Source organism: Slackia equolifaciens (assembly GCF_003725995.1).
Lineage (GTDB): Bacteria > Actinomycetota > Coriobacteriia > Coriobacteriales > Eggerthellaceae > Slackia > Slackia equolifaciens.
Map to the genome: position 1 here is coordinate 1 of NZ_QIBX01000006.1, position 19685 is coordinate 19685.

Annotated in this window: 17 protein-coding genes; 10 read left to right on the top strand and 7 right to left on the bottom strand. The window is 59.7% G+C overall.

The window, feature by feature from the left end; translation table 11 throughout:
* The 7 genes from DMP06_RS04670 to DMP06_RS04705 form a co-directional block, all read left to right on the top strand.
* On the top strand, positions 1-1588 hold a 1588-nt coding region (locus DMP06_RS04670; RefSeq protein WP_148042493.1), incomplete at its 5' end, for an ATP-binding protein.
* 90 nt (positions 1589-1678) lie between these two features.
* A complete protein-coding gene (locus tag DMP06_RS04680) occupies positions 1679-1912 on the top strand; it encodes a BrnA antitoxin family protein (protein WP_245962381.1) in 234 nt (77 codons plus the stop codon).
* A 393-nt stretch (positions 1913-2305) separates the two neighbouring features.
* Positions 2306-3187 (top strand): PfkB family carbohydrate kinase, encoded by an 882-nt coding sequence (locus DMP06_RS04685; protein ID WP_123208594.1) that lies wholly within the window; start codon positions 2306-2308, stop codon positions 3185-3187.
* A complete protein-coding gene (locus DMP06_RS11565) occupies positions 3187-3903 on the top strand; it encodes a biotin--[acetyl-CoA-carboxylase] ligase (protein WP_220092536.1) in 717 nt (238 codons plus the stop codon). The genes DMP06_RS04685 and DMP06_RS11565 overlap by 1 nt, the downstream gene beginning before the upstream one ends.
* A 287-nt stretch (positions 3904-4190) precedes the next feature.
* Positions 4191-5693 (top strand): MATE family efflux transporter, encoded by a 1503-nt coding sequence (locus tag DMP06_RS04695; RefSeq protein ID WP_245962382.1) that lies wholly within the window; start codon positions 4191-4193, stop codon positions 5691-5693.
* Between the two features lie 22 nt (positions 5694-5715).
* Positions 5716-6570 (top strand): ABC transporter ATP-binding protein, encoded by an 855-nt coding sequence (locus DMP06_RS04700; protein ID WP_123208595.1) that lies wholly within the window; start codon positions 5716-5718, stop codon positions 6568-6570.
* Positions 6563-7318: an ABC transporter permease gene (locus tag DMP06_RS04705; protein ID WP_123208596.1), complete on the top strand. Its 756-nt coding sequence runs from the start codon at positions 6563-6565 to the stop codon at positions 7316-7318. Before DMP06_RS04700 ends, DMP06_RS04705 begins: the two co-directional genes overlap by 8 nt.
* A gap of 6 nt (positions 7319-7324) precedes the next feature.
* Here DMP06_RS04705 and DMP06_RS04710 read toward each other — a convergent pair whose 3' ends face one another.
* The 6 genes from DMP06_RS04710 to DMP06_RS04735 all read right to left on the bottom strand — a co-directional run bounded on the left by DMP06_RS04710 (position 7325) and on the right by DMP06_RS04735 (position 13107).
* A complete protein-coding gene (locus DMP06_RS04710; protein ID WP_123208597.1) occupies positions 7325-7771 on the bottom strand; it encodes a PIN domain-containing protein in 447 nt (148 codons plus the stop codon).
* A complete protein-coding gene (locus DMP06_RS04715) occupies positions 7771-8061 on the bottom strand; it encodes a type II toxin-antitoxin system RelB/DinJ family antitoxin (protein WP_123208598.1) in 291 nt (96 codons plus the stop codon). The genes DMP06_RS04710 and DMP06_RS04715 overlap by 1 nt, the downstream gene beginning before the upstream one ends.
* Positions 8062-8336: 275 nt before the next feature.
* A complete protein-coding gene (locus tag DMP06_RS04720; RefSeq protein ID WP_123208599.1) occupies positions 8337-8879 on the bottom strand; it encodes a GNAT family N-acetyltransferase in 543 nt (180 codons plus the stop codon).
* Positions 8880-9300: 421 nt separating this feature from the next.
* Positions 9301-10599, bottom strand: coding sequence for an MFS transporter (locus DMP06_RS04725; protein WP_123208600.1), 1299 nt, complete (start codon positions 10597-10599; stop codon positions 9301-9303).
* A 642-nt stretch (positions 10600-11241) separates the two neighbouring features.
* Positions 11242-12279, bottom strand: coding sequence for a sensor histidine kinase (locus DMP06_RS04730; RefSeq protein ID WP_245962383.1), 1038 nt, complete (start codon positions 12277-12279; stop codon positions 11242-11244).
* A gap of 135 nt (positions 12280-12414) precedes the next feature.
* A complete protein-coding gene (locus DMP06_RS04735; RefSeq protein ID WP_123208601.1) occupies positions 12415-13107 on the bottom strand; it encodes a response regulator transcription factor in 693 nt (230 codons plus the stop codon).
* 544 nt (positions 13108-13651) lie between these two features.
* On the opposite strand from DMP06_RS04735, the gene DMP06_RS04745 reads away from it, so the two are divergent.
* The 3 genes from DMP06_RS04745 to DMP06_RS04755 all read left to right on the top strand — a co-directional run bounded on the left by DMP06_RS04745 (position 13652) and on the right by DMP06_RS04755 (position 17743).
* A complete protein-coding gene (locus tag DMP06_RS04745) occupies positions 13652-15340 on the top strand; it encodes a formate--tetrahydrofolate ligase (RefSeq protein WP_123208603.1) in 1689 nt (562 codons plus the stop codon).
* Positions 15341-15638: 298 nt separating this feature from the next.
* Positions 15639-16262, top strand: coding sequence for a cyclodeaminase/cyclohydrolase family protein (locus tag DMP06_RS04750; RefSeq protein WP_245962384.1), 624 nt, complete (start codon positions 15639-15641; stop codon positions 16260-16262).
* Between the two features lie 620 nt (positions 16263-16882).
* Positions 16883-17743, top strand: coding sequence for a bifunctional 5,10-methylenetetrahydrofolate dehydrogenase/5,10-methenyltetrahydrofolate cyclohydrolase (locus tag DMP06_RS04755; RefSeq protein WP_123208604.1), 861 nt, complete (start codon positions 16883-16885; stop codon positions 17741-17743).
* Positions 17744-18223: 480 nt separating this feature from the next.
* Here the strand turns inward: DMP06_RS04755 and DMP06_RS04760 are convergent, their stop codons facing one another.
* On the bottom strand, positions 18224-19675 hold the full coding sequence (locus DMP06_RS04760; protein WP_161957818.1) for a helix-turn-helix transcriptional regulator: 1452 nt from the start codon (positions 19673-19675) through the stop codon (positions 18224-18226).
* Positions 19676-19685: the final 10 nt, after the last annotated feature.

The following is a 19685-nucleotide window of genomic DNA, read 5'->3' on the forward strand; positions in this document are numbered from 1 at the left end:
GGGGCGGGGTGTGCGGGTGTCGCATGACAAGGTGCGAAGTGCGGAGCGTTCGCACGGAGGTGTGGCGGGCGCTTTGATTTTTCGAGAGGGCGTGGCAAGGGCGGTGGAAGGCGTATTTACGGGTCGATGGAGCGGGCTTGAGGCCTTGAATCGTGCCATGAAAGCACGTCACCGGCTCGTGGTGCTGTATGGCTCTCGCGGCGTTGGAAAGACGGCGCTCGTGCACGAGTTTTGCAAAGACAAGAACTATATATGCTGGTGTGCTCCTGAGGCATCGGGCGCTGTGCAGCTGGAGTCTTTTCTCAATCGGCTGGAGCAGGGCAACGACGGATCGATTTCCGCGGCATTCGAATGCGCCTGCTCTCAGGGGAACGAATGGAAAGCCGCTTTCAAGGTCGCATTCGGCGAAAGCGCTTCCAGCGAGTTCGATGCGGTCATGCAACTTCACAATGCGCACGCCCGCAAAGATGGTTCTTCCGCTAAGGGCAAACCCGTAATCGTTCTTGACGAGTTTTCACGCGTTGCGCGCCAGGACGCGTCGACTTTGGAGGCCCTTCGCGCGGCATGGGAATCTGCCTCGTCCAGCGATGCGATGCTCATCCTCTGCGATTCGGATTCGGGCTTCGTTGAGCGGGAGCTGCTGGCTGGGGGCGGCGCATTGGGCGGGCTCGTCACCGATGCCATCAGGCTTAATTTATTGCCCTATTGGGAGGTAGCGGAATTCTTTCCACATTACTCGCCGGAAGAGAAGACGCTTGCGTATGCGATTTTCGGCGGAATGCCGCGCCATCTTACACAATGCGACCCTGAAATTTCGCTGGCTGATAACGTTATTCGCAACGTCCTGCGCAAAGGGTCGGCGCTCTACGACGAAGCGGAATGCATTGCCCATCGCGAATTCCGTGAGCCTGCCCGCTACAACAGCATTCTATGTGCGATAGCGCACGGCTCAACGCGGGTGAGCGAGATTGCGCGCGCCTCGTCCTTGAGCACGGCGAAGGCGAGCGTGTATTTGAAAAACCTCGTCAGTGCTGGAATTGTCGAGCGCGAATTTCCTGTAAACGTCGGGTTGCAGCAGGGCTCCATCTGCGGTGGCGGCCGCGGCAGGTACCGTATCTTCGATAGACTTCTGCGCTTTTGGTATACATTCGCGTTTCCAAACCTTTCGGATTTGGAGATGGGCGACGCAAGGGGAGTATGGGAGCGAAGAATCGCGCCAAGCCTCTGGCGATTTGCTGCCGAGCCCATGAGACTCATGTGTGCCGATTGGCTGTGTCGCGAAAGCTCGGCTAGCCGTATGCCTTTCGTTTGCAGCAACGTGGGCGCTTGGTGGGATTCTGGCACGTGGATAGACGTGACAGGCATTGACGAGGCCGGTACCTGCATGATTGTGGGCGCGGTTGAGCTCTCGAGCGAGCCTGTCGGGCTCAAAGCGTATTGGAATCTTGTTGAGAAGGCTGCCGTTTTGCCCGCGATTGAAAAGCACTACGTGCTGTTTTCACATGCTGGCTTTGACCCGCGCCTTGTTCAGTTTGCTAAAGGCGATAGCTTTGTGAGGCTTGTTCCGCTTGACGGTCTATATGCTTAAGTCGACTGCTGAGGGTTTTGGCGGTCTGCCATTGTTTCAAGTCGAACGGAGAAACCATAAGAATCATTTCCGCCCGCAAGGTAACCAAGCGTGAGTCGATGCAATACTGGAGGTATCGCCATGAAACCTGAATATGATTTTGAAGGGGCTCGCGCAAATCCTTACGCGAAAAAGCTTCGCAAGCCGGTGACCATGAATCTCGATATCGACGTAATCGATTATTTCAAGAGTGAAAGCGCGCGCACGGGCGTGCCATACCAGACGCTTATTAATTTGTATCTGGCGCAATGCGCGGAAGAGGGAAAACATCTGACCTTTTCTTAGGCTAGCGTACTCATTTTGAACATGGGCGATCGCTCGCATCGGAGCGCACCCGCATGCTCATTGCGTGATTTTGGAGCGCGTTCACGCGCGAGAAACGTGCGCCGCGTAATATGGGCGATGCACTAAAAAGGGAAGCCGGTCGAATGGCCGGCTTCGCAGCACTTTGGGGATGTCGTCGGAGTAGGGCGCCATGCGCAATGCCGCTCGGCTGCCTGTGGGAATGGCGAACGCGCCATGCGGGCGCGGGCCGGCGTATCGGTTCGAGTCTGCCGCCGTTCCGACGAGAACGCGCCATGCAGGCGCGGGCGTCAGGCCGCTGGCTCTCGCGTTCATGCGACCGCCGGGCCGCTCGTCGCATCTCCAAAACGCGAATGCAGGTAAGGAGCATGCATTATGGCAAACGCTACTGAAACGGTTCTCTATAAGCGCGAGGGCGATTATATTCCGCGCGTCGCTGCCGTGCACGATCTGTGCGGCTACGGTAAATGCTCGTTGGGCGTAGCCATCCCCGTGCTCTCTGCGGCGGGTTGCGACGTGTGCCCGGTGCCCACGGGCTTGTTCTCCAGCCATACGGCTTTCCCCGGCTGGTACATGCACGACACCACTGCCATCCTGCCTGATTACCTCAACGCCTGGAAGGGCATCGGGGTGGATATCGACGCCGTATATTCGGGATTTCTCGGCGCGCCCGAGCAGGTGGACATCATTCGCGGCATCTACGAGACATACCCCCATGCGTTGCGCGTGGTCGATCCCGTCATGGCCGATCATGGCAAGGTGTATCCCACGTATACGCCCGAATTGTGCCAGGCTATGGCCGACCTTGCGGCCGATGCCGACATTCTGACTCCCAACCTTACCGAGGCGGCCATTATTTTGGGCGAGCCTATCGGAGACGAATGGGGCGGCGTGGACATCGATGACGCCGAGGCCGAGCGCATCGTGCGTGCGCTGCTAGACAAGGGCGCCAAGAACGTGGTGCTCAAGGGCATCCAGCGCGGCGACGGCATGATTCGCAACTTCGTGGCAGGCCGCGATTGCGAGTTCTTCGAGGCCAAGAATGAGTATCTGCCCTACATGCTGCATGGCACGGGCGACCTTTACGCGAGCGCGCTGCTGGCGGCTGTGATGGCGGGCCGTTCGCTTGCCGAGGCGGCAACGTTTGCGGGCGATCTGACGCACGATGCCATGATCGTTTCCGCCAAGCAGCCCGACTTCAAGAACCGTGGCGTGAGCTTCGAGCTGCTGCTGGGCAAGGTGACGGGGCTTCTGTAATGCATTTTTCCATCCTACGCAGAGACCTGACTGCTTCCACGAATGACGATGTGTGGGAGCTCGCCTCTCAAGGTGCCGCCGAGGGCGCCGTTGTTGTGGCGCGCTCGCAGAGGCAGGGGCGCGGGCAGTGGGGGCGCGTATGGGTGAGCCCCGAAGGCGGTCTGTATTTTTCGCTGCTGCTGCGCCCGGGGATTCCGCAGAGCAAATGGCCCCTGATCAGCCCCGCTATCGCGCGCGCCGTATGCCGCGTGGCGCGCATGGAATGCGGGGTCGATCCCACGGCGTTTTGGGTCGAGCCTGTGCCGGGCGAGGATGCGGCTTCTGGCGATGCGCACGCGGCGAACAGCGGGGGAATCGTGGGCTCGATCGTCCAAGGCATGCGAAAGCTGACCGGTTCCGCGACGCCCAATGCGACCGATGCCGCCGCACCCTGCCTTGCCGACACCATCCACGTGAAGCACCCCAACGACGTGGTGTGCGATGCGGGCAAGGTTTGCGGCATCTCGCTGGAGGCACGTGATGGCTGCGTGGTGGTTGGCTGCGGCGTGAACGTGTTCCATCCCGATCGCCCCATCGAGACAGATGGCCGCAATGTGCCTGCTTACCTGGTGGATTTGGCGCAGGGCCGCCTGGGTACGCCGAGTGGGGAGTATCTTGATGCGCTTCTGGATGCGCTGCTCGTATCCATGGCGCACGAGCTGGAATCCTTGGAGTAGCGTCGCACCGGATCGCACCTTGCCGGAGCGCATGAGCTTGCGCAATTCTGCCGAGGGAAGGGCGCGTGCCGCAAACCCCTATCTCTTGGAGAACTTATGGAAGCGGGGCGCCTTGCGCCTCGTTCCCTTTCCAAAAGGTTTGCTCTTCGCATTGTTCCTCTTTACAATACGATTTTCGTAGTCGCTCTATCGACGATACCTACTGGGCCGCATTCGCGGCCTTTTCAACGTACATATCCGAATGCAGCAAGCGCACGGTACTTCACGGCAAGAGAGGCGGCGAGAGCATGAGCGCAGACATCACGAAAAAGACCCAGGAAGCATCCGCTTCCTCTGACGCCCCCAAAAGGGAAAACGAGCGCGTGACCCGCATGGGCACGGGCAATATCCCCAGGCTCGTGGTCGAATTTGCCATTCCGGCTATTTTGGGCATGCTGGTCAACGGCGCGTATCAGCTGATTGACTCGGTGTTTTTGGGTCACGGGGCGGGCGAAATCGGCCTGACTGCCGTAACCGTCGCCGGCCCTATCATGACGGTGTTCATGGCGCTGTCCATGCTTATTGGCGCCGGCGGCAACGCGCTGTGCGCCCTGCGTTTGGGCGAAGGTCGCCACGATGAGGCGGAGAACATCCTCGGCAACACCGCCGTTCTTGGCATCATCGTCTCGCTTTCGCTCGCGGTGCTTGCTCATGTTCCGGTGTTCATCGAGCCGCTCATGACACTTTCTTCCGCCACCGATAACGTGCGTCCGTATGCGCGCGAATTCATCCAGATCATCAGCCTGGGTTGCGTGTTCCAGATCGTGGGCATGGGCCTCAACAACTTCATCCGTACCGCGGGCGCGCCCAACCGCGCGTTCATGACCATGCTCATCGGCGCCGTGGGCTGCACCGTGTTCAATGCCATTTTCGTGCTGGGCATGGGCATGGGCGTGGCCGGTAGCGCGTGGGCAACGGTGTGCGGCATGTTCATCAGCTGCTGCACCGTCATCTGGTACTTCACCAAGACCCCCAACGTGCCCATCCGCCTGCGCCGCAAGTACCTGCCGCTCAAGGGCAAGCTGTGCCGCAGCATCATCTCGCTGGGCACTGCATCGTTCGCTATCCAGATCGGCTCCGCCGTTTCTATGGTGGTCACCAACTACGCGCTTGCCAAATATGGCGCCATGGATCCCATCGGCGCCGATAATGCGCTTGCCGCCATCGGCGTTGTCGGGCGCGTGGCCATGTTCACCATCCTGCCGCTGATCGGTGTTTCCATTGCCGTGCAGCCGCTTTTGGGCTTCAACTACGGTGCACGTCTGTGGGAACGCGTGAAAACCACCCTGCGCGTGGGCATCATCGGAGCTACCATTCTGGGCACGGTCATGTGGGTGCTCATCCTCATTTTTGCTCCGCAGGTCATCAATTTCTTCGGCATCAACGATGCGGAGCTGGTGGCGCTCGCCGCATTCGCCCTGCGCGTGAATCTGATCTTCCTGCCCATCATCGGCTTCCAGATCGTGGGCTCCAACTACTTCCAGGCTACGGGTCAGCCGGCAAAGAGCATCATCCTGTCGCTTACGCGCCAGATTCTGTTCCTGATTCCGTTGACGTTGATCTTCCCCGAAACGCTGCCTCACATTCTGCCGATGATAGACTCGCTCGACGCGGTGTACTTCGCGGTGCCGGCCTCGGACTTCTTGGCCATCTTTACCGTGCTCGTCTTTCTCATTGTGGAGATGCGCAAGATCAACCGCCGTATCGCCGATCAAAAGGCGTCGGGCGAGTATCCGCCTAGGGCGGCGTAAGACAGCGCAAGGAAGGGAAGGGATGGCTACGGCTGAGTCAACGATCGCCGGGACTCGCGTGCCTGCGACTGAGGGCGCAGGCTCTGGTGCGAGCGCAAGCTTTTCGGTGCCTCCGAAGCTCGAATTGAGCAATGTGTCGCAAACCTATGACGGCGCGCGCGGCAAGACGAGGGCTTTGGGGCCTTTGAGCCTGCAGGTTGCCCCGGGAGAATCCGTCGCTATTCTGGGTCCTTCCGGCTGCGGCAAGTCCACGAGCCTTCTGATTGCGTGCGGGTTGCTCAAGCCAACCCAGGGCGGCGCGTTTGTGGACGGCGCTATCGTCACGCGCCCGCGGCTTGAAACCGGGCTTATCCTGCAGGATTTCGGTCTGATGCCGTGGAAAACGGTCGAGCAAAACGTGGGGCTTGGTTTGCAGGTGCGTCGTGTGTCCAAGCGCGAGCGTCGCGAGCGCGTTGCGGACGCTCTGGCTCGAGTGGGGCTTTCCGATTTCGCCAAAGCGTATCCCGCCGAGCTTTCGGGTGGCATGCGGCAGCGTTTGGCCATGGCCAGGGCGCTCGCGTGCGATATTGACTTGCTGCTGATGGACGAGCCTCTCTCCGCGCTCGACGCGCTTCTTCGCGAAGAGATGCAGAACATGCTAAAACGCACGTGGCGCGAAGGCGGCTATGCCCAGGTGCTGGTCACGCACTCCATCGAGGAGGCGGTATTTTTGGGCCAGCGCGTGGTGGTGATGACGCCGCGCCCGGGACGCATCGCGTTTACGCTGTACAACTCCGAGATGCAGGCAGACGACTGGCGCGACGATCCGCTGTTTTTCGAGCGCTGCCGCGAGCTGCGCGAGGTGCTGCGGGCGGGCGAGGAGGTGCTCCATGCGTAAGGAGGGAATCGCGCGCAAGCTGATCGGGTATGCGTTGGCCATCGTGTTTATTCTCGCGGGCTGGCAGGTAACGGCCATGCTGGTGGACAATCCCGCGTTGCCCGGCCCTGCCGAGGCGTTTCCTATGGTGGTGCAGTATGCGGGCGATTTGTGGCCGGCGTTTTTGGTGAGCCTGTACCGCGTGGTGGTCGCCATGTTCATCGGCACGGTGCTTGCCATTCCTCTGGGGCTTGCTTGCGGACGCTCGCCAAAGGTGGACGCCGTGTTTGCGCCTGTGCTGTATTTTCTTTATCCGCTGCCCAAGGTGGTCTTGCTGCCGGTGCTTATCGTGCTGATGGGTCTGGCCGATGCGCCTAAGATTACGCTCATTGCCATCACCATTTTCTTCCAGGTGCTGGTTACGGTGCGCGATGCGGCGCAAAGCGTGCCCGAACAGGCCGTTATGTCGATGCGTTCGTTGGGCGCGGGGCGCCTTGACGTGTATCGCCACGTTATTGTTCCCGCCACGCTGCCGGAGCTTTTCACGGCGTTGCGCATTTCCAGCGGCACGGCGGTTGCCATTCTGTTCTTCGCAGAAAGCCTGGCGGGGTCAACGGGACTGGGCTACTTCATCGTGGACGCGTGGGCTCTGCTCGCTTATCCCAAGATGTTTGCCGGCATTATCGCCATGGCCGTGTTGGGTGTAATCCTCTATGAGATCTTCGACATCGCCGAACGCCGACTTACGCGTTGGCGTCGCCGCGGCTAGCGGGCCTTAAACAAAGTCAACCATGTCGTAGCTGACGTTTTCCGGCTTGTATGCCTCAATGAACTCCCGCGGCGTAAGCGCGGGAACGGGTGAATGCGCGAAATCCTTCTTGTTGCGCGTGACGATGATGTCTACATTGTTGCGCGCGCAGCATTCGGCCACAAGAGCATCCTCGCAGTCCTTCATTTCGTTTTCGTATGCCTGACGACAATCGGACTCAGTTACATCCAGGACATCGAACATGAAAAAAAGCGAAGGAAGCTGCGCATTTGATTCCTTCGTGCTCATACCGCGCCTATGGAGCACGTACACGATATCGGTTGTGGACGCCGCTGTAATATACGTGTCGAACTTGCGCATGAGGGCGATGTCGTATGATGCGTACGAATCCAAAAACCAATCGGTTTTGCCTGCGATGTCTATGACGACGTTGGTATCGAAGCAGACTCTCATTACAGGAGCCCCTTTCTCGCCAAGCGCTCTTCGCGCACGTCATCTGCGCCAAAACCTTCAGGCAGGGGAGCGCATCCGGCAAATTCCTTAAGCGCGCGACGCCGTAGTTCGTATTTATCTTGCTCCGCCTTTTGCATGAGGCAATCGGGCATTTTTTGCTCGCGTTCAAGATATTCGTAGAGCTTGCGAACCGCCTCGGACGCGGAAATGCCTTCGCGCTCAAGCACTTGATTTCCATGCGTTTTGAGCGAATCGAGCAATCGAATATTGAGAGTGGATGCTTGCGCCATAGATCCCTCCTTCGCTCGTTTTGCTTACTATATATCAATGCATTACGTAATGCAAGAAAAGCGGGCACATCAAGAAGGTGTCCGTTCGGGTGAGGGTCGTTAAGCGGAGCAGAAGCGCCAAGAAATGCACCTGCGTACGAAACAGGGGGTTCCAAGCAACTGCTTGGAACCCCCTGAATACACTGGCATTTTGTATCGATATACAATTAGAGGACTTCTGCGGCAGGTGCGTGCCCTGCCATGGTGTGCTCCATTTTTTGCGCGATCGCTTCGCTTTACTTCAACTCATCCATCTTGCGCACGCTGATCTGGGTCAGGCCAAAGGCGAGCTTGTTGATGAGCTTCATGTAATCCGTGCGCTCCAGCTTTTCGCCATGCACCAAGATCTCGTACACCACGCCACCGTCTCGATAGCCGTATCCCGAGGCCTTGTATTCGTGCTCCGTGTACAGCTTGCGATGATGCGCGCGTAGCTTCGAGCCGTCGGTGCCCGGGCGTACTGCGTGGATATCGAGCGCGACGCTCTTGCCTTCGTAGTGGTTTACGAGCGCATCGAGCATCTCTCCGCCCAAACCGCGTCCGCGCATCGACTCCTCCACGGCCAGATACTGGATGTATGCAGCCTTATCGTTCAGCGTGAGGCAGGCAAAGCCGCAGAATTCGCCGTTCTCGCAAAACGCCAGCAAGTCAACCTCTTTCGATGCGGAACGTGCCCGCAGCGCGAAAAAGGGGATGCGCTCCCACTCCTCGAAAGAAGCGCGATAGAGCTTTCCTGCGCGACTTGCGAAGTTTCCTTTGAGTTTCTCAATGGTAACCATGATGTAGGGTCCTTTGCTGGGGTCGATTATTGCTCTTGGCGTTCACGTATGAAAGCCAATTATGACACGGCGGAGCGGCGTTTCGCGCGCGAAATCGCGATGGCGGCCATGCAAAGTGGATGCCGCTTGCGGCGCGCTCATGCGCGGTGCCGCTCTTATGCTTGCAAGGTGCCGCGCGGCATCCATCGAGCTCTACACGCTTGGGACTCTCTGTGCTTGCGAGGCGCCCCTTGCGTTGCGCTCGTGCGCACCAGATGTCGTTTTACCCATCTGACGCGCGACGGATACTGGGCGTGTGCCTTCCTCGTGCCTGCGGGGCGCCGCGCGGCATCCGTCGGGTTGTGCACGCATGGGAATCACCTTCGCATATGAACCTGGCCGTCTCCGTCCTTGTCGGGTTGTGCACGCATGGGAAACTCTCCTATGCGTGAGAGGCGCCGCGCCTGCGAATCATGCGAGGCGTATGACCGCTGCACACCGCCACCAGTATCGCCGTGAATGCGAACGAGAGCACCAGGCAGCTCGAGGGCAGGAAGAACGCAATGCCGTAATCCACGTAATCGGCGCACAATCCCGCGAAAAACGCTCCGCCGGCAATGCCTACGTTTGATGCCGTGTTGAGCCACGAGAACATCTCCGCCTGCCGTTCTTGGGGCGCCAGGGTGCTTGCCAGCTGGTAGTGGAGATTGTCAACCGGCGCGCCGAATGCGCCTACGAGCAGCATCAGCACGCACATGACGGCAAACCCGTTTACGCCGAGTCCCGATAAAAGCGACACCACCATGAACACGCCGGTGAACAGCGCCATCTGCTTGACGGGCGCAATCGTGCGCGGATTGGGCTGGAACCGATGGAACAGCACCACACCTAGCACCGAGCCCACCGACCATGCGGAAATCGCGATGCTTCCGAGCGCCGCCTGGCCGGCATCGCTGTAGAACAGGGGAATGATGGTTTCCAGCCAGCCGCTGAACATGAGCCGCATGAGGGCGGCTAGGAGCAGCAGGATCACGGCAAGAGTGAGCAGCGGGACCCTGGTTGGCTCGGCTGCTTTATTCGCTCCCCCGTTGCCTTCTGTGCTCGTGTCGGGCGTTCCGGCCATCTGGGCGCGACGAGCGCGATTGCGTTGCGCGTGATTCTTGACCGGCTCGAGCGACGCGAGTACGAACGTGCCCACGAGCGATCCGGCGGTGGTTGCGATCAGTCCCGCTTCAGGTGCGCCAATTGCCACGAACACGCTGGCAAGCAGCGGACCCGTCACATAGAGCACGTCGATGACCAGCACCTCGAAGTTATACGCGGTGGCGATCATTTCCATCTCCAGCATGCTGGGCCAGAGCGAACGTGTGACGCCGGCGATGGGCGGCATGAACGCGCCGCAGCAGAATGAAGCAACCACCGCCAGCATAAAGTGCGTTTGCGCGAGCACCAGCGCCACAAGCGCCAGCACGCTCACCATTTCCACCACGGCGAGGATGCGCAGCGTGACGGGACCGTATCCTTTGTCCACGAATTTGCCGAACACGGGCGCCAAGCACGCCATGCCAATAGTGAATCCGGCGGTACAGAGGCCCGCGATGGTGGCGCCGTATCGTGTGCTCACGAAAAGCACCAGCACGATGGTGACAACGCCCACAGGCAAACGCGCCAGCACCATGGAAAGCGCGAGCTGCGGAACATGCTTCGTGTGGAAAAACGCGCGATAACCCGATTCGCCCACGGCGCCTCCTCTTTTCCGGTCTTGATGCCCTGCGTCGTATTCCACCTTTTGCGCTTCGTGTGACGCGACGCGTGCCTATTGTAAAAAGGGCGGGCCCAGTGCGCTATCGCATGATTCCAAGTAATCTTGATTCGTACGAAACGAATGCCACAAAGAACGCCACAAAAGTAGAGAAGGATTTGCCGGAGGAAGCGGGTGCGGTAAAGGGATGAGCGTAGCAAGGGAAGCTGCGGTGAGCGAAAAGAGCGCGACAAGGGGTTAATACGGCCAACGAGATTGGTGTGGCCGGAGAAATAAGTGCGTCAAATGCAACGAAGGGCGATTTGCTGCAGTTTTTCCCATGTGTCAAAAGTAGCAAAAAATGGACGGCCGTGTGACCTGGGAAAATGGAGAAGGAAAATCCGGGCTATTTCGCGCGATGCCAAAAAACTGCAGCAAACCGCCCTTCGTTGCAGGAGGACTCTCAAGCGATGGGCAAAAGCGCCCTGGCTCTCGTTGGCAGCGCTCTTTGTTGCGGGGGGGGGGTCATGTCGAGAGCGGGAAGGGCGTGCCGCCCGCTCCCGTCACGCCTTGTCGGCCGCGATTCTCTTTAGGCGCGCTCAGTTGCGGCGCGTTCAAATGCCCGCCGTGCCTTCGCATTCGTTAGTGAATATGCTCGTGGATGCTGGGAAGCGTCACGATGAAGCAAGCGCCGCCTTCGGCGCGGTTGAGCGCCTCAATGGTGCCGTCGTGCGCCTCGACGATGCTCTTAGCGATAGCGAGGCCCAGACCCGTTCCGCCGGTGTTGCGGGCGCGCGAGTTGTCGCCGCGGAAGAAGCGCGTGAACAGCAGTTTGGGGTCGATATTGCCAAATCCGGGGCCATCGTCGAGCACGCTGATGACCGATCGGTCGGCCAGGCCCTCGAGTCGGATGATTACGTGCCCGCCTTCGCCGATAAAGCGGGACGCGTTAGCCACCAGGTTGTAGACCACCTGCTGAAGGCGATCCGCGTTCCCCAGCACATCGGGCGCCTCGCCCGTTACGGTAAGCGTGCCGCCGCGCTCCTCGATGAGCGGCTCGAGCGCGTCGGCCACATCGGTCACTACGTCGTGTAGCTTCACGCGGCGCCAGCTGGTTTGGTCGGTGCCTTCTTCCACATGCTGAAGCGTGAGAAGGTCGTTTGCCATGCGCGTGAGGCGCTCGGATTCGCTGATGATGGTGTGGCAGAATCGCTCGCGCAGTGCGGGCGGCATATCGGGGTCCATCATGGTTTCGGCGTTGCCGCGAATGGCGGTGAGCGGCGTGCGCAGCTCATGGGCCACGTCGCTTATGAACTGGGTCTGGCGCTTCTGCTGCACCGCGAGGTCGGACATCTTGGTTTTGTTCTGCTCGCCCAAAGCGGCAAAATCTTCCGCCAGAAGGTCAGCCTCGTACAGCTTGCCTTCGGGTTTGATATCCACCGTGGCATCGCCTTCGAACACCGCCCGCGCCTTGCGATGGAGGTTGACCAAGGGTTCGGCCATGTAGTGCCCGATGATGAGCGAGATGATGAACACGAACGTGCCGCCGGTCAGCAGAATCCAAGCTATGACCAGGGGGTTTCCCGTATTGAACAGCGCGACGGCCATGAGCGCCACCACGGCGCCCGCAACCGCGAATATGGCTGTCAGAATGGCGAAATATGTCTGAAGGCGCTTCAACGAACGGCCCGTCCTATCGCTTGCCCGTGTTGGGCGTGCGCCGTGCTCCCCCCGTCTCGCCCGCAAGCGCAAAAAGCGCGCTGGGGAGTAGGCCGATTGTGCGTATGCGCGTCAGGCGTCATGCTTGGCTCCCCGCTATGCGCGCAGGCGGTAGCCGTAGCCGCGCACTGTTTCGATCACGCCGGCGTCGAAGCCTGCCGCCGAGAGCTTGTCGCGCAGGCGCTTGATGTGCGTATCGACGGTCTTCGTCTCGGTGATGTACTCCCAGCCCCACGCCTCGCGCAGCAGCTCCTCGCGTGTGACCACCTTGCCCGCGTCCTTCATGAGCGCCGCAAGCAGCTCGAACTCGCGCGGAGTCAGGTCGATGGAGCCATTCGGGCCAACCGCCGTGTGGCGGTCCTCGTCGAGCGTGATGCCCGCCGCGGTAAGCGCGCCGGAGTTGGAGACGGAATCCATGGTGCCGCGACGCAGCAGCGCGCGCACGCGGGCGATGAGCTCGCGCACGCCGAAGGGCTTGGCAAGATAGTCATCGCCGCCGATTTCGAGGCCTACGACCTTATCCAGCTCGGTGTCTCGTGCGGAAAGGAACAGCACGGGTGCCGTGGTGCGGGCGCGAATGCGGCGGCACAGCTCGTAGCCGTCCATGCCGGGCAGCATGATGTCGAGCACGAACAGGTCATATTTCTTGCGCATGGCAAGCGCGAGCGCATCTTCGCCGTTGGACGCTACGTCCACGCGAAAGCCTTCTTTCATAAGGCTGTACGATACGAAATCGGTGATGGATTGCTCGTCGTCGACGATGAGGATGGACTCAGCTTCTTCATTCATGGCGTGCCCTTCGGGTTGGATAGGGCGGTGGCGTGGCGACGCGTCAGGCAGGCCAAGGGCATGCGAGCAAGGCGACGTGCGCCTGTTTTTCTGCATCATAGCACGCGACCCTGCGTCTTATGCCGGAATCGGGCTCTTCCTCAAAACGGTTGACTCGCTGTTGCCGGGGATGGACCACGGCGCCCGCAATCGACCGCGAGCAACTGAGGTTGACTCGCTGTTGCCGGGGCCGGGCGCGCCAAGGGCGGCGCGCGCCGACGATGGGGCGCGGGCGTGCTGGAGCGCGCTGTTGCCGGAGGGCGGCTAAAGGCGTTTCGCTATTTGCCGGCGGAGTTGTTGCCGGGGCCGGGCGCGCAACGATGCTGCCGCATCCGGGGTTTTCGTGCCGCTTGTCAAGGAAACGCGAGGGCAGCCTGGCGACCGATGCGCCGACGGGTACAATGGGTCAATCCCGATCACTGTGCGTCTTTTGCGTGCCTCGCCGTTACTGCGGGCCGGGCGCGCGACTGAACGCCGCCGTCACCCAAGGAAGGAAGGGCCCGAAGTGTTGAGCGACATTGAAATTGCCCAGTCCGTAACCCCCGAGCATATCTCCAAGATTGCCGAGCGCGCCGGCGTGCCGCAGGAGTATTTGGAGATGTACGGCAACTATAAGGCTAAGGTCGACTACAACCTGCTGAACGATCATCCGCACGAGCCCGGCAAGCTGATTCTGGTGACGGCCATCAATCCCACGCCAGCCGGCGAGGGCAAAACCACCACCACGGTGGGCCTGGCCGATGGCTTGCGCAAAATCGGCAAGAACGTGGTGGCAGCGCTGCGCGAACCCAGCCTGGGACCCGTCTTTGGCATCAAGGGCGGCGCTGCGGGCGGCGGGTACGCCCAGGTCATTCCCATGGAGGACATCAATCTGCACTTTACGGGCGATTTCCATGCCATCGGCGCGGCCAACAACCTTCTGGCCGCAATGATCGACAACCATATTCAGCAGGGCAACGCGCTCGGCTTTGATGTGCGCAAGATCACCTGGAAGCGCTGCGTGGATATGAACGACCGCCAGCTGCGCAACATCGTGTGCGGCCTGGGCGGCAAGGCCCATGGCGTGCCGCGCGAAGACGGCTTCGACATCACCGTGGCGTCTGAGATCATGGCCATCTTCTGTCTGGCCACGAGCATCTCCGACCTCAAAGAGCGCCTGGCTCGCATCGTGGTGGGCTATACGCGCGATGATCAGCCCATTACCGCCGGCCAGCTTCATGCTCAGGGCGCCATGTGCGCGCTGCTCAAAGACGCGCTCAAGCCCAACTTGGTGCAGACGCTCGAAGGCACGCCGGCCTTTGTGCACGGCGGCCCCTTTGCCAACATCGCGCACGGCTGCAACTCCATCATGGCCACGCGCATGGCCATGGCGTTGGGCGACTACTGCGTGACCGAGGCGGGCTTCGGTGCCGACCTGGGCGCGGAGAAATTCCTGGATATCAAGTGCCGCTTGGCGGGGCTTAAGCCCGATGCGGTTGTGGTTGTTGCCACGGTGCGTGCGCTCAAGAACCATGGCGGTGTGCCCAAGGCCAAGGTCACCGAGGAAAACCTCGAGGCGCTTGAGGCCGGATTGCCCAATCTGCTGCAGCACGTGGACAACATCACCAACGTATACAAGCTGCCCTGCGTGGTTGCCATCAACCGCTTCCCGCACGATACCGACGCCGAGCTCGAACTTGTTGAGCGCAAGTGCCGCGAGCTGGGCGTGGATGCCGTTCGCTCCGAGGTCGCGGCGCGCGGCGGCGAGGGCGGTATGGCGCTCGCCGAGGAAGTGGTGCGCCTGTGCGAGCAGGGTGATGCCGAGGGTCGCAGCGCTTCCACGTTTGAGTTCTGCTACCCCGACGATGCGAGCCTGGCCGAGAAGATCGAGGCCATCGCCACGCGCGTCTATCATGCCGACGGCGTTGACTTTACGCCAAACGCCAAGAAGCAGCTGGCGCAGCTCGAGGACCTGGGCTTTGGCGGCATGCCGGTGTGCATGGCAAAGACCCAGTACAGCTTCTCGGACGATCCCAAGCTTCTGGGCGCGCCGCGCGGGTTCCGCATCACGGTGCGCAACGTCAAGGTGTCGGCGGGCGCGGGCTTCGTGGTGGCGCTCACGGGCGACATCATGACCATGCCTGGCTTGGGCAAAGATCCCGCCGCCGTGCACATCGATGTGGACGAGACCGGCAAGATCACAGGGCTTTTCTAGACGATTGCGCCATCTTGCCGGCTGGCGCGACATTCGCATGAGGCACTGCAAGATTGCGAAGCGCTCGGGAGCTTTCGACTTGCTGCGCCGACGGGGATTGCATGCGGAGCACGCCATGCCACGTCTCTGCCGGCGCGCTCGTCCGAGGCGTCGGAGCGCTTTTTGCTGACTTCTTGGCAATGTGCGATGTGCGCAGAATAGCGATGAGCATCGCGCACAGAATAGCAATGCGCATCGCGCAGAACGCCTGGTTGTTGATGTTGTTGCCGCTGCTGCCGGCATTGGCTAGAAAGGGGCGATGGTGCCCGATAAAAAGTTTATCGAGGCGGTTGCCTCCGCCGCTCCCACGCCCGGGGGCGGTGGGGCGAGCGCCTATGCCGGCGCACTGGCCGCTGCGCTCGGCTCCATGGTGGGCAATCTTACGCTGGGAAAGCAGAAGTATGCCGCCATTCAAGGCGACCTTAAGGGCGTGCTCTTGCAGCTCAAAGCGTGCCGAGAAACGCTGCTGCGGCTTGTGGAGGATGACGCCAAGGCGTTTTCTGCTTTGGCTCGCACGTGGAAGATGCCCAAGGCGACGACCGCGCAGCAGCAGCTGCGCCATGCTGCCGGTCAAAAGGCACTGGTGGATGCCTGCGAGATTCCGCTGCAGATCATGCGCGTGTGTGCGAAGGTGATCGAGCTGGATGATTTTTTGGCCCACAATGCGTCACGTTTGGCCTTGTCTGACGTGGGGGCGTCTGCCGCTCTTGCGAAGGGTGCCATGGAGGCCGCTGCGCTCAACGTATACGTGAACACGGCCATGATGGATGACGCGCCGACGGCCGAGGCGTTCGAGCGCGAGGCGAAAGATTTGGTCAAATCGTTCTCATACCAAGCCGACGTGCTTTACGACTACGTGCGCCATGAGATAAGCGGCAGATAATATGAGGTGTTTGGTGGCGGCTTTCGAGCTGCCACCTTTTTATGCCGCATAGCTTGACATCGCCAGAGTCTGCAAGCGCATGGCCCAGAGCCGATGCCATCCAAAGCCTAAGCTCAAAGCGCTTAGCCGAAAAACGCAACCTATAGGCCAAGAGCCGCAAAGTGTATAGCTGAAAGCTACAAAATGCACGAATAGTATTGTCCGGCGCCTTCTGTGCTACAAATCGCAAGAATAGTATTGTTGAAACGGCGGGTTCGGAGTGCGATGCTGTTATTGTCGACTTCCGAACAGGCATTATGCTGATTCTATCTTGCTTGATGGTGCGTAAGACTGGTCCGTGCTGCTTTTCGGGGATACTATTCATGCAATTTGCAGCACGACATCTCGCAAAAGATACTATTCTTGCGATTTGTGGCAGAAACTTTGTCAGGTACAGTCTGGGGCTATCGGTATTCAACTCATATTGGATTGAATGAGCGATTGGCGTGGACTGGGACGGTATCAGCATTCGATACGAATTGGGGTCGCATCAGCATGCGGCGCGAACCGGGGTGGCATCAGAACCGGGGCTGTATAAGTATGCGATATGAATTGATGCACACCAGCATGAAAGAGGGACCATGCCAAAGCTTCTCCTGGGAAAACCGGTGATTGACGCAATCGCCACCGAATTAAGTCCGCGTGTTGCTGCGCTTGCAGAGCGCGGCGCTGTGCCGACGCTTGCTATCGTGCGCGTGGGTGAGCGCCCCGACGACATGTCGTATGAACGCACCGCGCTCAAGCGCGCTGAATCCTTGGGGATTGCCGTGCGTCGCGTGACGCTTCCCGCCGATGCGTCTCAAACGCAGCTCATGAATGCAATCGCGCAGGTGAACGACGACGAATCGATTCATGGGTGCCTGATGTTCCGCCCTCTCCCGTCGCATCTTGACGAACAGGCCGCCTGCGACGCGCTTGATTCTCGCAAGGATGTGGACGGGGCGGGGCTTGGGTCGCTTGCCCGCGTGTTTTCGGGCCGCGGCAACGGATTCGCCCCCTGCACGGCGGCGGCTTGCCTCGAGGTGCTCGACCATTACGGTATTGAGGTTGCGGGCAAGCGCGCTGCGGTGGTGGGGCGCAGCCTGGTCATCGGCCGTCCCGTAGCCATGCTTCTGATGGAGCGTCACGCCACGGTCACGCTGTGCCACTCCCGTACCGATGACGTGGCGGCGGCCATGCGTGACGCCGACATCGTGGTGCTTGCGACGGGCCGCGCCCGCGCTTACGGGGCAAAGTGCTTCCGACCGGGGCAAACGGTGCTCGATGTGGGCATCAATTTTGATGCGGCGGGTGTTATGTGCGGCGATGCGGATTTTGACGCGGCGTGTGACGCACTCGGCGACGAGGGGGCTATCACGCCCGTGCCCCGTGGCATCGGCGGTGTTACCACGAGCGTTCTTATGAAGCACGTGGTAGAGGCGGCGGAGGGGGTTGTCGAATAAGGCCAGCTGCTGTTCGTTGCCGCCGCGGCGCCCTTTCCCAGCGTCTTTCCGCCTTCGTGAGAAAACAAACTCCGATTTGCCGCACCAGAAACGATGCCCCGCAAACGAACGCCGATTTGCTGCCGCACAAACGTCGTTTCGCAACCGAGTAAAAGTCGTTCTGCAAACGAACGCCGATTTGCTGCAGTTTTCTCGCGCCTCCCAAAGTAGCCCAATCGGAACAAGGCTGTGACCTGGGGAAACGCGAGGCCCAACGGCGGTGTACTCGGGGCACCTCTCGAAAACTGCAGCAAATCGGCGTTTGTTGCACGAGCATCGATAGGTTGACGTGCATTTGTATTCAGGGTGGTCCTTTTGGCGTCGTCTATCGCGTCGCACTGCCTATCGCGCGCATCGCTTATGGCGTAGCATTGGTCCTAATGTTGCATCGGCTATCATATCTTGCAATGGGAATCGTTCGATTTAATATTGCACCTCGTCTTACTCCGCTTCTGGCTCCTGGGTTTTGAACAGCGCGGCGAGTTCCTTTTTGCCGCTGACGCCTGTTTTGGTGTAGATGTGGTGAGTGTGCGCTTTGAGGGTTCCCGAGGCGATGAACAGCTCTTTTTCTATCTCGGGATAGGTTTTGCCGCGTGCGAGCAGCCGCAGAATTTCATCCTCGCGCGGCGTGAGCCGGCACTGTTTGGAAATTTCATCGCAGCGAATGAGCAGTTTTTCTTCATGCATGGCTTCAGCGGTCAAGTCGGCAGAATCGACAAGGTGTCCGCCCCAGTCTATCCATCCATTTTTATACAAAAGGAGCGCGCAAGCGAGAATGAGCGTGAGGATGAGGACGAGAGTGATGATTTCCTGGACGAGATGGCTTGGTGATACAGCGGAAAGTATGTCGGCGCAATCGTTGCCCCACACGATAAAGAGCTTGTCGATACGCTCCATGCCCATGAGCGCGATGATTGCGATGCCCATGCGTTTGGCCAAATCGTAAAACACCAACGAAATCAAAAGGCTCATGAGCGTGACGCTCATGGAGATAAGGTATCCAGACACGTATGTACCCAGGAGGCCTTCGGCGGGAATGAGGAGCAAACCGCAGGCCAGCAAGAACACGGGGGAGCGGTAGAGCGCGCTGAAACTGAATTTATCGGAGAAGAAATACACGGCGATGAACACTATTCCCATAATAACGGCGGTGGAAATAGATGAATGGATACCGCCGCCAAAGGCGATTTGCTGTTCGCGCATCCCGTAGGCGAAGGAAAACACTGCGAACAACGCAAGCGGTTTCCAGGGGAAAACGAATCGAGGGTAGACGCGCGGAGGCCTCTCTGCAACAGGAGTGTTGTTGTAGGAGAAAGCTACGCATGCTGTCGCAATGAGGGGCAGGATAATTAGAGCAAGCATAAAACGTATGCCATCCATACCCTCGCAGAAAAACACGATAGGCACCGCGAGAAAACGGGACGCAGCTAAATAAAGCAGAATGCGCACGATGCTGAGTGGAAACAGCGTTTCGGAATTAAGTAGGAGAAACACGCAAAAGCCTATTCCGCCCAGTAGGGCGCCCACGATGGAAAGCGCAGAGGCGTATTCATTCGAAATCGAAGATGTAATGATGCACAATGATGCTGCAATCATGCCCCCTGCGGCCACCAGCTTGCTCCATGGTTGTTCTTGAAGGGGCGACAGGCGCCTGGCCAGTAGGGCTATGGCAACGCCTGTGACTACATATGAATAATCGAAGACAATATGGGGATCGAAGCCCAAATCGAGGTTGACTCGCGGTGCGGCAAAGATGAGGGTCATCCATGCGCGTGCGCAGCCAAGAGCGAAGATGTAGGGAACCATCTGCTCGAGGTGGTCGATGCGCGGCTTGGGTAGAGTATGTCGAAACTTGTGCATGCAGCGATTATAGCCCAGATGCATTGTGCTCATGATTTCGGCT

Coding starts and splice junctions, on each gene's coding strand:
- DMP06_RS04685 (WP_123208594.1), top strand. CDS start 2,306: ATGGCAAACGCTACTGAAACGGTTCTCTATAAGCGCGAGGGCGATTAT.
- DMP06_RS11565 (WP_220092536.1), top strand. CDS start 3,187: ATGCATTTTTCCATCCTACGCAGAGACCTGACTGCTTCCACGAATGAC.
- DMP06_RS04695 (WP_245962382.1), top strand. CDS start 4,191: ATGAGCGCAGACATCACGAAAAAGACCCAGGAAGCATCCGCTTCCTCT.
- DMP06_RS04700 (WP_123208595.1), top strand. CDS start 5,716: ATGGCTACGGCTGAGTCAACGATCGCCGGGACTCGCGTGCCTGCGACT.
- DMP06_RS04705 (WP_123208596.1), top strand. CDS start 6,563: ATGCGTAAGGAGGGAATCGCGCGCAAGCTGATCGGGTATGCGTTGGCC.
- DMP06_RS04710 (WP_123208597.1), bottom strand. CDS start 7,771: ATGAGAGTCTGCTTCGATACCAACGTCGTCATAGACATCGCAGGCAAA.
- DMP06_RS04715 (WP_123208598.1), bottom strand. CDS start 8,061: ATGGCGCAAGCATCCACTCTCAATATTCGATTGCTCGATTCGCTCAAA.
- DMP06_RS04720 (WP_123208599.1), bottom strand. CDS start 8,879: ATGGTTACCATTGAGAAACTCAAAGGAAACTTCGCAAGTCGCGCAGGA.
- DMP06_RS04735 (WP_123208601.1), bottom strand. CDS start 13,107: ATGAATGAAGAAGCTGAGTCCATCCTCATCGTCGACGACGAGCAATCC.
- DMP06_RS04750 (WP_245962384.1), top strand. CDS start 15,639: ATGGTGCCCGATAAAAAGTTTATCGAGGCGGTTGCCTCCGCCGCTCCC.
- DMP06_RS04755 (WP_123208604.1), top strand. CDS start 16,883: ATGCCAAAGCTTCTCCTGGGAAAACCGGTGATTGACGCAATCGCCACC.
- DMP06_RS04760 (WP_161957818.1), bottom strand. CDS start 19,675: ATGAGCACAATGCATCTGGGCTATAATCGCTGCATGCACAAGTTTCGA.